A 13,637-nucleotide genomic window follows, 5' to 3' on the forward strand; every position below is an offset into this window, starting at 1 on the left:
CACCTGCTACCGATCACGACCCCGACCGGCACGAGAACCTCAGCCCCAGCCCACGCCAGCCCCATGACCAGCGAATTCAGGTTGAACAATGCTCAATGACGGTGACGGCCTCCGTCCGGCCCTTGATGGTGCGCCAGTCGCGCCACCGCTTGACGTCGCACCCGCACACGGCCCAGAAGAAGCCACCGAACACGAGGCAGGGCGTGCTTGCCTCCCCGAGTTCGATCCGAACCGCAGCTAGGAACTCCGCGTGAACGACACCTCAGAGTCCTTCCGGCTCCTCCCCGGCGCCGCCGACTCCCCCGTCGTCCTGCACGTGCCGCACTCGTCCCGCGCGATACCCGCACACGTCCGCGGCGGCATCGTGCTCGACGACGCAGCGCTCGAGCGGGAGTTGGACCACATCACCGACGCCCACACCGCCGAGATCGCGGCCGTGGCGGCCGCGCATGCGCGGGTCGCGCCCTGGCGGTTCGTCAACCAGTTGTCGCGGCTGGTGACCGACCCCGAGCGCTTCCCCGACGAGCGTGAGGAGATGCTGGCCGTCGGCATGGGCGCGGTCTACACGCGGACGACGCACCGGAAGGATCTGCGTGACGCCGGGTTCGATCCGCAGCCGCTGATCGAACGGTACTTCCACCCGTACGCGGCTGCGGTGACGGCGGCCGTGGACGAGCGCCTCGGCGCCGTGGGGCGGGCCGTCGTCATCGACGTGCACTCGTACCCGACCGAGCGGCTGCCGTACGAGCTATACGGCGACGGTCCGCGGCCTCCGATCTGCCTGGGCACGGACTCCTTCCACACCCCGCCGGAGCTGGTCGCCGCCGCTCACAAGGCGTTCGCCGGCTTCGGTGGGACGGGCATGGACAGCCCGTTCGCGGGCGCGTATGTGCCGTTGAAGCATTACGGCACGGACCGGCGGGTCGGCGCGCTGATGATCGAGATACGCCGCGACGTCTACATGACCGAGCCCGGCGGCCCGGCGGGCCCGGGGCTGAGCGCGCTCGCACAGGCGCTGGCGGAACTGGTCGACGCGATCGGCACTGGGGCGGGCGACGGGAGCTGACCGGCGGCGGCCGCAGTGCTACGTGCAAGACGTCGGCCGGCTGTCCGCCGGCACGATGCGGAGCATGCTCATCGGGAGCTTGAGCGCCTGCTCCTCCCCGGCGGCCCAGAGCACCACCGTGCCACCTGCGTCACCGACCTTCAGGTACGGACGGGACGGAACGAACTCGCCACCGTCGACAGGTATGTTCGCTGCCGCGCCTATCGGACGGGCACATACCCATTCCGGCTCGACGCCGAAATACGGACTCGGCGTCCTGCCCGACTTCGCCGCGGCGACCGCCGCCTCACCGGCCCGGCCTGCGGGCAGAATCCCGCCGTCGAAGGTGCCGATGACCAGAAGCAGGAAGGTCACGAACACGAGAACAGTGTTCCCGAACCACCGGTCCCTGATGTACCGGTGGAAGTGCTTCATGTACCCCAGCAGCGACAGCGCGATCAGCCACAGACTCATCGACGCCATGAGCTTCAGCGAGACGACGATCTGGTACGCCTTCGGGACCTCGACGTCCTCCAGGTCGAGTCCGAAGGCGTCGAGGTAGAAGGTATGGAGCCCGAGCCCCGCGGCAGGAACGAGACCGAAGAAGATCGGCAGGAGGGCGGGAAGCAACCACGGTGCCGTTCGCTGCCACGTCCACTGACGAACGAGCAACCGGATCCCGTTGAAGACGACGTAGCCTGCGATCAGATACGAAATGACCCGCGACCCGTCGCCCGCTGTCGGTGCCGTGCGCGCCGCGTTCATCCCGAGAGCGACTGGAAACGCGGCAAGCACCGTTGCAGCGGCCAGGGCTCCTGCCGGCGAAAGTTCGGGGATGCCCCTGCGGATCACGGTCACTCCGACCGGGATCAGCGCACAGATGAACAGCCCGAATCCCCACCAGGAGCCGAAGCCGTGCGGCCACCGGTCACCGATGCGGGCTCCCGCCCAGATCATCGCCACCATGTACACCAGCAACCAGATGAGCTGGCGCCCGGCGTAGCGCCTTGTCCCGAGGCCGACCGGCACCCGACGCGACGTTCCCGCGTGCCTCCGGGCGGCCGCCCGGCGCGGCTGCGGCCTCGTCCCGGGCAGGGGCCGCGCAGAGAGGTGCTGCGCCGCCGAGGCAGAGGCAGCTGTGACCAGGCGGCCGGTGTCCCGGCTTCCAAGGTTCTCCGCGCTCCAGAGGTTCCAGCGTTCCGTCCAACGTGTGACGCGAGGAATCCGGGCCGTGCGCGGGTGTGCCTCGGGACGGTCGTAGACGAACCAGTGAGGCCGGTCCACCGGGTCACGGACCACGCGGTCGGCCACCTCTACGTTGAGATCCAGCTGCAGCTCGTCCGAGATGACCTCGATCCGCTCGCGGGCTCCCCTGACAGCGTTGATGGCGCTGCCGGGGAAGCGGGCCTCGATCGTGTACCAGACACAGCGCCCGGTGACATCGGAAACACTGCCTCCGCGCTTCTCCAGCACGGGCCATCCGCGCCCCGAGAGTGCTTCCTCGAACATCTCGCACTCGATCCGGGTCCCCCGCAGCTCGACCAACGCGACCACGCGCTGGTCGAACCTCGATGTCGTCGCCACCGGCCTCAAGCCTTCCTCTGTCACGTCCGTCCTGCACGCCGGAGCACATCACACCAGCGGATCCACGACACGCAGGTGTCTTTGAAGTCGCTGGGCATCAACGTGCCCAAGCTGCTCGTCAAGGTGCGCGAGGACTACCGCAGTACGTTCGAGCCGTTCAGTCCGCCCCTGGCAGTCATCGGACCCCGCCGATCGACACGGATGCGAGCAGTCACTCTTTGAAGCCGCCCCGGCCCAGGAGATCACGTGACGGCTCCCGGCTGTCCGCCAGTTCGTCCAGCACGCGCATCGCCTCAGCGTGGGCGCTCATCCGGCGGCTCAGTGCGCCGAACGTGAACAGCGCGATTCCGGCCCCCGAGACCGGTACGGACAGCCCGAGCACGGCCAGCGCTTCCGGCCAGTCACGTTCGTCCTGGCAGTAGTCCCCGTTCTGGAGGCCCTCGTTGGCCGTTCCCCACTCCGTGAACAGCCGTGACCGGCACTCCTGGGGATAGCGGTCGCCGGGTTCCTCGTCGACCTCGTAGGGCGTCAGGAGCAGAATGGCGCACCACGCCCACAGGGCGGTCGCCACGGACAGCAGACCCACGCCCCAGGCGCGTATGCGGCTGGACTGGTCACGGAAGTCGAGATCGTATTCGCGTGATCGCATGGCGGGCGAATCTATCAGCGGTCGCCATGTCGGCTCCGGTCCGGTCCGCTCCGTGTGACGCACGGAACGCGCACGTCAGTGCACGGGCCGAGCCGGTGCACGTCAGTGCACGGGCCGAGCCGGTGCACGTCAGTGCACGGGCCGAGCCGGCGAACGAGACGGCGCGCAGCGTCATGGACCTCGGCCCGGACCCCGACGGGTGGTCCGGCGGCCGCGGCCGCCGGATGCACCGCGATCCGGAGCACAGGCAACCACTTTGTCGTGACGGGCACTTGGGCCACTTTGGGCCCTTCCCACGTCACGCCATCGTCTGAGATCTTGCGTCGATCCCGTTCGACCAACAGCCCGGCCGGCGCCACCAGCGCCCCGGGCTCTCGGAGGATGTCTTGACAACCCCCCTCATAGCCGGCGGCATGTCCCGCCGCCTCAGACGGTCCCTCGTCATCGGCGCCGCCCTCGGCGCGGCCGTCGCGTTCGCCTCTCCCGCCGGTGCGGTCGACGCCGCCCAGGGCACACAGGCAGCTCCGGCCAGGGCCACCTCGGCCGTCGCCGCGCCCGCCGCCTGGGCCGCGGGCACCCGGGCCTATCTGGTCATCACCGCGCCCGGCGACACCTCGGCCGTGCGGAGCGCGGTCACCGCCAACGGCGGCACGGTGTTCGCCCACTACCACGCGATCGGTGTCGTCGTCGCGCACTCCGCCTCCGGCGCCTTCGCCGCCACCATGCGCGGCGTCGGCGGTGTCCAGCAGGTCGGCGCCACACGGACCTCGGACGTGCCGGCCGACGCGTACAACCCGGCGCTCCCCGCCACTCCCCCGCAGTCCCCCACCACCCTCACCGAGACCAACCGCTGGGACATGACCCGGATCAACGCCGACAAGGCGTGGGCCGTGACCACCGGTTCGTCCTCCGTCAAGGTGGGCGTGCTCGACACCGGTGTCGACGACCTGCACCAGGACATCGCGCCCAACTTCAACGCGGCCGACTCCGTGTCCTGCGCCTACGGCAAGGCGGACACCCGTACCGGCGCGTGGCGTGACGTGGGCACCCACGGCACCCATGTCGCGGGCACCATCGCGGCGGCCAAGAACGGCAAGGGCGTCATCGGTGTCGCACCCGGCGTGAAGATCTCGTCCGTGCGGATCGCCGAGCCCAGCACCAGCTTGTTCTTCGCGGAGAACACCATCTGCGGTTTCATGTGGGCGGGTGACCACGGCTTCAAGGTCACCAACAACAGCTATTACACGGACCCGTGGATGTTCAACTGCCCGGACAACGTGGACCAGGCGGCCATCATCGAGGGTGTGCGCCGCGCGCAGGAGTACGCGGAGGGCAAGGGGTCGCTTCAGGTCGCCGCGGCAGGCAACTCGAACTACGATCTGGCGAACAAGCGGACCGACACGTCCAGCCCGAACGACTCGACGCCGGTCACCCGCACCATCACCAACGCGTGCGTCGACATCCCGACCGAGCTGCCGGGCGTGGTGACCGTGGCGGCGATGGGCAACGGGAACGTGAAGGCGTCGTACTCCAACCTCGGGCGGGACGTCATCGATGTCGCGGCCCCTGGCGGCGACGGCGCGTACGGTGTCTACTCGACGATTCCCGGCGGCAGGTACGGGAACATGAACGGCACGTCGATGGCCTCCCCGCACGTCGCGGGTGTGGCGGCGCTGCTGGCGAGCACCGACCCGGCCGCGACTCCTGCCCGGCTGAGGACACTCCTGGCGGAGCAGGCCACGGACATCGCCTGCCCGTCCGACAGCCGGTGCACGGGTACGACGGCCAGGAACGCGTTCTTCGGTGAGGGCCAGGTCGACGCGCTGAAGGCGGTCGGCGGGACCACCCCGCCGCCCGGCGGGTACTTCGAGAACACGGCCGACGTCACGATCGTCGACAACGCCACGGTGGAGTCCCCCGTCACCGTGACCGGCGTCGAGGGCAACGCGCCGGCCACGCTGAAGGTCGGTGTGGACATCAAGCACACCTACCGCGGCGACCTCGTGGTGTCCCTCGTCGCACCCGACGGGACGGTCTACACGCTGGAGGACTTCCCGAACGGCGACAGCGCCGACAACGTCGCGAAGACGTACACGGTGAACGCCTCCTCGGAGGCGGCGAACGGCACCTGGAAGCTGCGCGTCCGTGACGTGGCGCGGCAGGACACGGGCTGGATCGACGCCTGGAACCTCACGTTCTAGGGGCGGGCCGGTCCAGGCCCCGGAGTGCTTCCCGGGACCTGGACCGGCCTCCCGCCGGGCCCCGGCCGCTGTCAGTGTGCAACGCCGCGCCGGCTCACCGCCGTACGGGGCGCGCAGGAAAGCGGGTGAAGGACATCCGTAACCGGATCGCCCACTTCGACGAGAAGCCGCTCCCGGCGCAGATGATCGACGAACTGGCCACCTTCGCCAAGGTACTTCGGGAGTTCGTGTCCTGTATCTGCCCCGGGTCCACCCCTTCAGCCGCTGCTCGCCCCTGTCATCCGGAGTTGTAGCCCCACCGAGCCTTGCCGTCCTTGCCCATGAAGCACTTCGCGGGACGCCCGTCAAACGTCGTCGCGATGGCGCCCACCGGGGAACAGAACTGCCCGAACTGGAGACCGGACTGCCCACCGGTGCTGCCGCCCGAGGTGCTGGAGGAGCCGCCGGAGGACGAACCGCCGCCGTTGCTGCTGCCGCCGGTGCTGCTGCCGCCGGTGGCGCTTCCCGTGGCGCCTCCGCCGGAGGTGGTTCCGTAGGAGGGCTTCGGTTTCGGCTTCGGCTTGGGCTTCGGCTTGGGCTTCGGGCTGGGTGCGGCGCAGGGATCGCCGGGACCGATCAGCCAGAGGTCGGCGACCTGTGTATCGACGGAGATCTGCGTGTCGGGAGCAGGCTGCTGCCGGCACACCGGCCAGTCGGACAGTTCACGCGATTCCTCGTCCAGGCGCTTGCCGCTGTGGGCGTGGAAGAGGACGGTGCGATCGAAGCCGAGGTCGTTCAGGGTACGCGAGGCGTCTTCGAACCGTTCGCCGACGAGGTCGGGCATCACGACCTGGCGTGCACCGTGCAGACGCGCCGGGCATTTCTCCCCCTGCGGAACGGCGTAGAGCGTCAGCACCGTGGCAGCGCGGCGGACCGTCTCGCCGCGCGACGGGGTCTGGAAGCAGACACGCCAGCCTTGCTCGGTCTTCTGTACCTGCCGGCGGGCGGAGGAGGCGTCAGCGGCCGACACGCTCATCCACGGCTGGCCGCCGGCCTCGGCGGCGGCTGCGGACAGCTGGGTGTCGACGAAGTCGGCGACGGCCACCGCACTCTCGGCCCGGACCTGCGCCGCGTCCTCCTCCCCGCCGGAGCCGGTACCCAGGCCGGTGAAGAACAGCACGGCCGCGCCAGTGGACATCAGGACGGGGTGTCGGCGCACCCAGGTGAAGAGGCACTTCCCCCGGCCGGGGCGCAACGGGGAGTCGGGAGGCAGGAGTTCTCCCCTGGCCTGGAGGAGGAGTTCGCCCTTGGGGTCCAGTTTCGAGCCGTGCAGCTTGTGCGGCCGCCCCTCGACGAGGATCTCGACGGCGTCGAACATGCCGTAGGTACGACGGAGAATCCGGAAGGGCTTGGGCACGCGGGTCGCCTTGGGTGACCCGAAGTGCCGGAGCAGGATGAGGCCGTTCCTCGTGAGGACGGCGTCGCCCCAACCATTGTGGTAGAGGGCCCGGACGGTCTCGCCGGGCTCGAGTACCTCCAGCAGGACCTTGGCCTCGTCGTTGGTGAGGGAGATCCTTTCGCCGACGGCGGCCGTGGCGGTACGGGGGTCGGTTCGCAGTTGGCGCTGCGCGGCACTCTCGGACATGCGGGGATATTAGCGACTGATACGCAAAAGCCGCTCCCCGATGTCACTTCGTCACCGACCTGTGCCCTGCTCTCCATCCCGCCCGGGCCCATGCCGGTCGGGTGCCGCGTATCGCGTCGGTTGTGCAGCTCGTGCGGGTCGGCGGTGAGGTCGAACAGTTCCCACGCCGGGGTGCGCGGCGCGTCCTTCGCTCCGTCGGCGGCGGAGCCGTGGCCGGGGTAGTGGATCAGTTTGTGGGTGCGGGTACGGATGCCGTAGCAGGCCTGGACGTTGTGGCAGACGTCGAGGTGCATGTAGTAGCGGTAGTACACCGCATCGCGCCGACCCGGTTCCTCGGACGAGGAGTTGAGGAGAGGGACGAGCGACTGTCCCTGCATCCGCGGATGGGGCGCGAGGCCCGCCATGTCCAGCAGTGTCGGGGCGTAGTCGATGTTCGCCACCAGGTCCTCGCGGCGGGTGCCGGGCTCGGTGACGCCGGGCCAGCGCAGGACGAGCGGGATGCGCATGCCCTCCTCGTACATGAAGCGCTTGTCGAACCAGCCGCGTTCGCCGAGGAAGAAGCCGTGGTCGGAGGTGTAGGCGACGGCGGTCGAGGCGTCGAGGCCGGTGAGGTCGAGGCTGTACGGACGGACGCATGGTCCTTGGAAGCGCATTCAGCGTAACCGGGGGCGCGTCGCGGCGACAACCACAGGCCGCTCCCCCTCGGGCCGGGCCGTTCCTCTCTCAGGGCGGACGGGGCTGTCGGCGCTCCGAGCCCCGCGCGACCCGCGGGCACTGGCAATCGGGTCAGAATGCCGCGTACCCGATGAGATCAACCCAAGCCGCCGGGGGCATGGCGAACACCGGGCCGCTCTCCTCCTTGGAGTCGCGGAGGCAGACGGTGTCAGGCTTCTGTGCGACCTCCACGCAGCTGTCGCCCTGAGAGCCGCATGGGCTTCGGCGTGGGTGGCACTCGTACGCGGAAACATGGCCGGAAGGGACCGCGGGCCGCGTTCACACCAGCGGCCGGCACAGCAGCGCGTCGGGGGTGCGGTACGAGCCCACGCGGCCGGTGTACGCGATGCCGGCCGCGTACTCGTCCTGCGCGCACTGGCCTTTGAAGCGGCCGTGGGCGAAGTCGCCGCCGCCCGGGCCGGGCGGGCGGTTGTCGCCCCGGTCGAACCACACCGTACGGCCCGACTCCCCCAGCCTGGTCCGGGCAGCTGCGCACAGAGCGGTGGAGACGGCGCCGCCGCGGACGCTGTAGCCGATGAGGAAGTGGCCGGCCGGGCATTGCAGCTTGGTGTACCCGGCCGCCCAGTCGTCGCCCGGTCGTACATGGCGTTCGTCGCGTACGGCCTCGTACCGGGCGTCCGGCGCCCAGAGGTCGCGCGCCCCCGCGTCGGTGCACAGCCCACGGTTGCCCGTGTGGCTCAGACCCGCGAGGCGCTGGCCGTCGGGGCAGACGGCCTTGCGGGCGCCCGCGTCCCAGTCGCCCGCTGCGCGCATCCGCAGGGACTGGACGAAGTCGCCGTGGTCGGGGCTGAGCATGGACCAGCGGTCGGTGGGCAGGACATGACCGGTCCGGCCCTCGGAGCCGAGCAGCCGGCTCCAGGCGCCTGCCCGCCAGTCGTCGCCGTCGAACACACCGATCCGGCGGCCTGCCGAGTCCCAGTGCAGCAGGGCCCAGCCGTTGCCCTGCTTGTTCTCGTGATGGCCGACGAGTGGCCAGTACGCGAAGTCGGCGTCCCGCTGGACGAGATGGTCGACGAAGTTCTCGAACCAGGCGCGCGGCTTCTCGCCGTGCTCGTCCCGGCCGCCGACCCCGAACTCGCTGATCCACACGGGTGCGGTGAAGTGCCGGTCGCCGTGGGCGGTGACGTAGAACGCCTGGCGGTCCAGGACGTCGAAGAGTTCGGCGCGGGTGAAGTCGCGGTAGCGGTTGTCCGACGTCTCGCCCGTGCCCGTGGCGCCGCTGTGGTTCGGGCCGGTGTAGCCGTAGAAGTGTGCCGAGTAGACGAGTTTCCCGGAGCGTACGAGGGTGTGGGACAGCCGTTGCACGGGCTCCAGGGTGGGGCGTTCGTGCGGGAGGCCGTCGACGGGGATGCCGGTCCAGTTGATCCCTTCGACGATGACGAGGAGGTCGGGGTTCGCCTCCTGCAGGATGCGGTCGCCCAGCCGCTGCGATGCGGCGAACCAGTCGTGGCGGTCGCCGAGGCCCCAGTTGGGGTCGTCCCATATGTTGCGGCGTACCTCGTTGTACAGGTCGGCGCCGACGACGCGCGGGTTGGCGCGGTAGCGGCGGACCATGAGGAGCCAGTCCGCCTCCCAAACCGCGTCGCTCTGGCTCGCGTTCCAGCGCTCGTTGCCGTCGACGGCGCAGCACCAGCGCGTCGTGTTGGTGTGGTTGTTGAGGATGACGGCGAGACCGGCGTCGGTGAGGGCAGTGACGGCGGCGTCGTAGATCTCGAGCGGTGTCCGGCCCCGGAACCGGGGGTTGGCCGCCACGGACGCGTCGGCGACGGGCCGTCGGTCATGGACCATCTCGTTCGAGAACGGCAGGCGGACGCTGTTCAGCCCGAGCTCGCGGAATCCGGCAACGATCTCGGAGAGCGGGGCGCGGTCCAGACCGAGGGGGATCCGGTCGGACTTCTCGCCCGCGTGGTTGTTCGCCGGGTCGTCGGGGCTGCCGGAGCCGGTCCAGGTGCCGCTCGCGCCGTGCCAGTTGCCTGACTTGAGCTTGAAGCGGTTGCCGTCGGCGTCGACGATGTAGCGGCCGCGGGTGCTGAGCGGGGGCGTCCAGGACACGGCGACCGACGCGGGACGGGCGGCCGGCGCGGGGTGGGCGAACGGCGCCGGGTGGGCGACCGACGCGGGACGGGCGGCCGGCGCCGGAAGCGCAGTCGGCACCGGATGCGCGGCGGGGAGCGCGGAGGAAAGCGCGGACGCCGCCGTGGCGGGCGACTCGTCGGCGGTGGCGGGCGACGCCGCCGCGCTCGAGGCCAGGATCGCGGACAGTGCGGCGGCGAGCACGGCGTTGGCGGTGCTGGAGAGAGTTCTGCGCATGACCGTCGGTACCGTCCGTTTCCGGCGCGCGGCCCGCCCACGAGCGAGCGGGTTGACATGACTGCGCCATAATGACGGCCTACGGCGATGATGAACAGAGGTCTGGACCATCACAAACCGGAACCGTCGCCATCGTGCGCCTCCGGGCCCTTCGCCGCCGGACCCGGGCCACGGCCACAAGAGCCTCCCGGCATCAGGACACTCGCTCGGTGATGTCTGCCGCGTTCGTCGCGAACGCGGAGGAGCTGCGCTTTTGCTGAAGCGGCAACAGGACTCGCCACGTCCCCGCCGCTCCCGCATGCTGAAGGGCCGATCTTGACTCAACGCCAGGCCCGACCCCGAGCTCCGGAGGATCCATGTCGCAGCAGGCCACGGACGTCACGCACCGGCTCGCCCCCTCCCCCGCGGGCAGGACCCACCTGGTGGAGCAGGGCACCGGGCCGCTGGTCCTCCTCGTGCACGGCTTCCCGGAAACCTGGTACTCCTGGCGCCACCAGCTTCCGGCCCTGGCAGCGGCCGGGTACCGCGCGGTTGCCGTCGATGTCCGCGGCTACGGCCGTTCCTCGCGGCCCGAGGACCCGACGGCGTACCGGATGCTGGAGCTGGTCGAGGACAGCGCCGCGGTGGTGCGCGCCCTGGGCGAACGGTCCGCAGTGATCGTCGGCCACGACTGGGGGGCGGCCGTCGCCGCCAACTCCGCTCTCGTCAGGCCGGACGTCTTCCGTGCGGTGGGGCTGCTCAGCGTTCCCTACGCCCCACGGGGCGGGCCGAGGCCCACGCAGATCTTCGCGCAGATGGGCGGGAAGGAGGAGTTCTACGTCTCCTACTTCCAGCAACCCGGCCGGGCCGAGGCCGAGATCGAGCCCGACGTGCGCGGCTGGCTCGCGGGCTTCTACGCCGCCCTGTCCGCCGACACCATGGCCGCGCCCGGCACGCCCGGCCCGCACTTCGTCAGCCGTGGCGGGACGATGCGTGACCGCTTCCCCGCCGGACGGCTGCCCGCCTGGCTCAGCGAGCACGACCTCGACGTCTACGCAGGGGAGTTCGAGCGGACCGGCATGAGCGGGGCGCTCGGCCGCTACCGGAACATGGACCGGGACTGGGAGGACCTCGCCGACTTCGACAGCGCGCCGGTCACCCAGCCCTCCCTGTTCGCCGGCGGGAGCCTGGACGCCTCCACGACCTGGATGGCCGATGCGATCAGGGCGTACCCCACCACCCTCCCCGGCCTGGTCTCCTCCCACATCCTCGACGGCTGCGGCCACTGGATCCAGCAGGAGCGCCCCGCCGAGATCAACAGGCTCCTGACCGGCTGGCTCGACTCCCTGCCCGCCTGATGAAACCCGTGCTCGTCCGACAGCTCCGAGAAGAGGCGTCAGCAGAAGACGCCGCAGCGCAGCAACACGTTCGCGTACGGTCGGGCCTCACCTGTCCGTACCACCGGGCAGGCCCCTGCGGTCAGCGCTGGAACTGCGCCCGCAAGGCGCTCCAGGCGGCGGAGAACGAGGCGGCCGAGCGCAAGGGCCGCAAGCCCGTCGTGCTGCCGCATATGGTGACCCACGACCTGCGGCACTTTTATGCCTCCGCGCTCATCGCCGGCGGGGCAAGCGTCAAACAGGTCCAGCTGGTCCTCGTGCATGCGTCCCCGGTGATCACACGGCGGATCTACGCGCACTTGTGGCCCGGAGACGAGGACCGCACCCGATCCGTCATGGACGCCGTTCTTGGCGGCCTGCGGACCGGGTGCGGACAGGTAGGCGATGCGACCCGCGAAACCGCAGGTCAAACGGCCTAGCCACAGATCAAGCCTTCTTGATCTCCCAGAAGCGGAAGACCGTGGAGGCGTCGAGCGTCCACTCCAGGCCGGTGACGTTGCCGTGGTAGACGGCGTACTGCTTGCCCTGCCAGAGCGGGAGGATCGGCAGGTCCTCGGCGACGATGTCCTGGAGCTTCACGATCTTGTCGTCGGTGGCCGAGCGGTCCGCGATGGCGGAGGTCTCCGGGATGATCTCCTCGGTGATCTGCTTGTTCTCGTAGCCGTTGCCGAGGACGTTGCCCTCGCCGAAGAACGGCTGGGTGAAGTTGTCGGGGTCCGGGTAGTCGGGGACCCAGCCCTTGACGTATACGCCGTACCGCCCGGCCTGGATGCCCTTCTCGTACTGCTCGAACTCGACGGACTTGACGTCCGCGTCGAACAGGCCGCTCTTGTTGAGCTGCTGGGCGATGGCCGCCATTTCCAGGTCGGTGGCCGGGCCGTAGCGGCTCGGCGTGGACCAGAGGGTGATCTTCACCTTCTCGTCGATGCCCGCGTCGCGGAGGGCCTTGCGGGCCCTGTCCGGCTGCGGGTTACCGCCGTAGAGGTCGAAGAACGCGGTGTTGTGACCGGCGATGCCGGCGGGGACGATCGAGTACAGCGGCTCGGCGGTGCCCTTGTAGACGTCCCTCACCAGGGCGTCCCGGTCGATGAGGTAGGCAAAGGCCTTGCGCACGGCGAGCTTGCCCGCGACCGGGTCGTTCATGTTGAAGACCATGTGCTGGACCTCGGCACTGCTGCCCTCGACGACCGCGATGCCCTGCTTGCTTGCCTCCACGGAGCCCTGGAGCCCGTCGATGTCCTGGGCGGTGAGGCCACGGTAGGCAATGTCGACGTTGCCGTCCTTGAGGGCCGAGCCGAGGTGCTTCTGGTCGCCGCGGAAGAACGTCAGGGTGACGCCGGTGTTCCGCACCCGGGCGTTGCCCTTGTAGTTGGGGTTGACCGAGAAGACCGCTTCCTTGTCGGTGAAGGAGTCGAGCTTGTAGGGGCCGGAGCCGACGGCCTTGCCGTCAGTGCGCAAAACGTCGGCCTCGTACTCGCGGTGGTCGACGATGGACCCCGCACCCGAGGCGATCTTGCTCGGGAAAGTGGCGTCGGGGACCTTCAGCTTGAAGACGACGGTCCGGTCGTCCGGGGTCTCGATGCTGTCGATCGTCGAGAGCAGCGGCCCGGGGCCGGAGTCGCTGGCGATCTTCAACGCCCGCTCGAAGGAGAACTTGACGTCCTTCGCGGTCAGGTCGTTGCCGTTGCTGAACTTGAGGCCCTCGCGCAGCGTGCACCGGTAGACGGTGCTGCCGGCCTCGAAGCCGCACTTCTCGGCGGCTTCCGGCTCCGGTGTGGAGCCGCCCTTGGGGAAGCTCATCAGGGACTGGAAGACGTTGTTGAACAGCAGCCAGGAGCCGGGGTCGTAGCCGTCCGCGGGGTCCGTGGCGAGGACCTCGTCGGAGATGCCGACGGCAACCCGGACGCCGTCACCGCCGGAGCCGACGCCCTGCTCCGCCCCGCAGCCGGCCGCCAGCAGGACGGCGGACAGCCCCGCCGCGAGCGGTGCTGTCGTTCGCTTGAATCGTGCCTTCACAGAACTATGCCTCTTGATCTCGTATCCGGCCGCGCCCATGCGACCGGGTCATGAAGGGTCAGGCGGTACCGCGCTCGAGTTCCCACAACTGGACGTC

Annotated in this window: 9 protein-coding genes and 5 pseudogenes; 5 read left to right on the plus strand and 9 right to left on the minus strand. The window is 69.9% G+C overall.

Annotation, left to right across the window (positions count from 1 at the left end):
* Positions 1 to 76: 76 nt before the first annotated feature.
* Positions 77 to 226, minus strand: coding sequence for a DUF6336 family protein (locus ACZ4SA_RS18375; protein WP_468275765.1), 150 nt, complete (start codon positions 224 to 226; stop codon positions 77 to 79).
* Positions 227 to 250: 24 nt separating this feature from the next.
* Here ACZ4SA_RS18375 and ACZ4SA_RS18380 point away from each other — a divergent pair, with 24 nt between their 5' ends.
* Positions 251 to 1,066 (plus strand): N-formylglutamate amidohydrolase, encoded by an 816-nt coding sequence (locus ACZ4SA_RS18380; protein ID WP_468275485.1) that lies wholly within the window; start codon positions 251 to 253, stop codon positions 1,064 to 1,066.
* A gap of 18 nt (positions 1,067 to 1,084) precedes the next feature.
* Here ACZ4SA_RS18380 and ACZ4SA_RS18385 read toward each other — a convergent pair whose 3' ends face one another.
* Entirely contained in the window at positions 1,085 to 2,629 is a 1,545-nt protein-coding gene (locus tag ACZ4SA_RS18385; protein ID WP_468275488.1) for a hypothetical protein, read from the minus strand.
* A 211-nt stretch (positions 2,630 to 2,840) separates the two neighbouring features.
* Positions 2,841 to 3,278, minus strand: a complete 438-nt coding sequence (locus ACZ4SA_RS18390) for a hypothetical protein (RefSeq protein WP_468275491.1) — start codon at positions 3,276 to 3,278, stop codon at positions 2,841 to 2,843.
* A 413-nt stretch (positions 3,279 to 3,691) separates the two neighbouring features.
* Between ACZ4SA_RS18390 and ACZ4SA_RS18395 the strand changes: the two genes are divergently transcribed.
* Together ACZ4SA_RS18395 and ACZ4SA_RS18400 are read left to right on the plus strand one after the other, a co-directional pair.
* Positions 3,692 to 5,479 (plus strand): S8 family peptidase, encoded by a 1,788-nt coding sequence (locus ACZ4SA_RS18395; protein ID WP_468275768.1) that lies wholly within the window; start codon positions 3,692 to 3,694, stop codon positions 5,477 to 5,479.
* Between the two features lie 107 nt (positions 5,480 to 5,586).
* Positions 5,587 to 5,712, plus strand: a pseudogene (locus tag ACZ4SA_RS18400) (CBS domain-containing protein); the annotation flags it as partial.
* A 44-nt stretch (positions 5,713 to 5,756) separates the two neighbouring features.
* On the opposite strand, the gene ACZ4SA_RS18405 reads toward ACZ4SA_RS18400, so the two are convergent.
* The 4 genes and pseudogenes from ACZ4SA_RS18405 to ACZ4SA_RS18420 all read right to left on the minus strand — a co-directional run bounded on the left by ACZ4SA_RS18405 (position 5,757) and on the right by ACZ4SA_RS18420 (position 10,148).
* Positions 5,757 to 7,103 (minus strand): PASTA domain-containing protein, encoded by a 1,347-nt coding sequence (locus tag ACZ4SA_RS18405; RefSeq protein WP_468275494.1) that lies wholly within the window; start codon positions 7,101 to 7,103, stop codon positions 5,757 to 5,759.
* A gap of 122 nt (positions 7,104 to 7,225) precedes the next feature.
* A pseudogene (locus ACZ4SA_RS18410) lies at positions 7,226 to 7,756 on the minus strand (sulfatase/phosphatase domain-containing protein); the annotation flags it as partial.
* Between the two features lie 133 nt (positions 7,757 to 7,889).
* A pseudogene (locus ACZ4SA_RS18415) lies at positions 7,890 to 8,027 on the minus strand (DUF397 domain-containing protein); the annotation flags it as partial.
* A 69-nt stretch (positions 8,028 to 8,096) separates the two neighbouring features.
* Positions 8,097 to 10,148: a glycoside hydrolase family 5 protein gene (locus tag ACZ4SA_RS18420; protein ID WP_468275496.1), complete on the minus strand. Its 2,052-nt coding sequence runs from the start codon at positions 10,146 to 10,148 to the stop codon at positions 8,097 to 8,099.
* Positions 10,149 to 10,504: 356 nt separating this feature from the next.
* Here ACZ4SA_RS18420 and ACZ4SA_RS18425 point away from each other — a divergent pair, with 356 nt between their 5' ends.
* Positions 10,505 to 11,485: an alpha/beta fold hydrolase gene (locus ACZ4SA_RS18425; protein ID WP_468275498.1), complete on the plus strand. Its 981-nt coding sequence runs from the start codon at positions 10,505 to 10,507 to the stop codon at positions 11,483 to 11,485.
* A gap of 38 nt (positions 11,486 to 11,523) precedes the next feature.
* On the opposite strand, the pseudogene ACZ4SA_RS18430 reads toward ACZ4SA_RS18425, so the two are convergent.
* Positions 11,524 to 11,613 (minus strand): annotated as a pseudogene (locus ACZ4SA_RS18430) (RbsD/FucU domain-containing protein); the annotation flags it as partial.
* On the opposite strand from ACZ4SA_RS18430, the pseudogene ACZ4SA_RS18435 reads away from it, so the two are divergent.
* Positions 11,614 to 11,943: pseudogene (locus ACZ4SA_RS18435) on the plus strand (tyrosine-type recombinase/integrase); the annotation flags it as partial.
* A 7-nt stretch (positions 11,944 to 11,950) separates the two neighbouring features.
* Here ACZ4SA_RS18435 and ACZ4SA_RS18440 read toward each other — a convergent pair.
* Positions 11,951 to 13,540 carry an ABC transporter substrate-binding protein gene (locus ACZ4SA_RS18440; RefSeq protein WP_468275501.1) on the minus strand — a complete coding sequence of 530 codons (1,590 nt, stop codon included), beginning with the start codon at positions 13,538 to 13,540 and terminating at the stop codon, positions 11,951 to 11,953.
* Between the last annotated feature and the right edge of the window lie 97 nt (positions 13,541 to 13,637).

Source organism: Streptomyces sp. NPDC027962 (assembly GCF_055566095.1).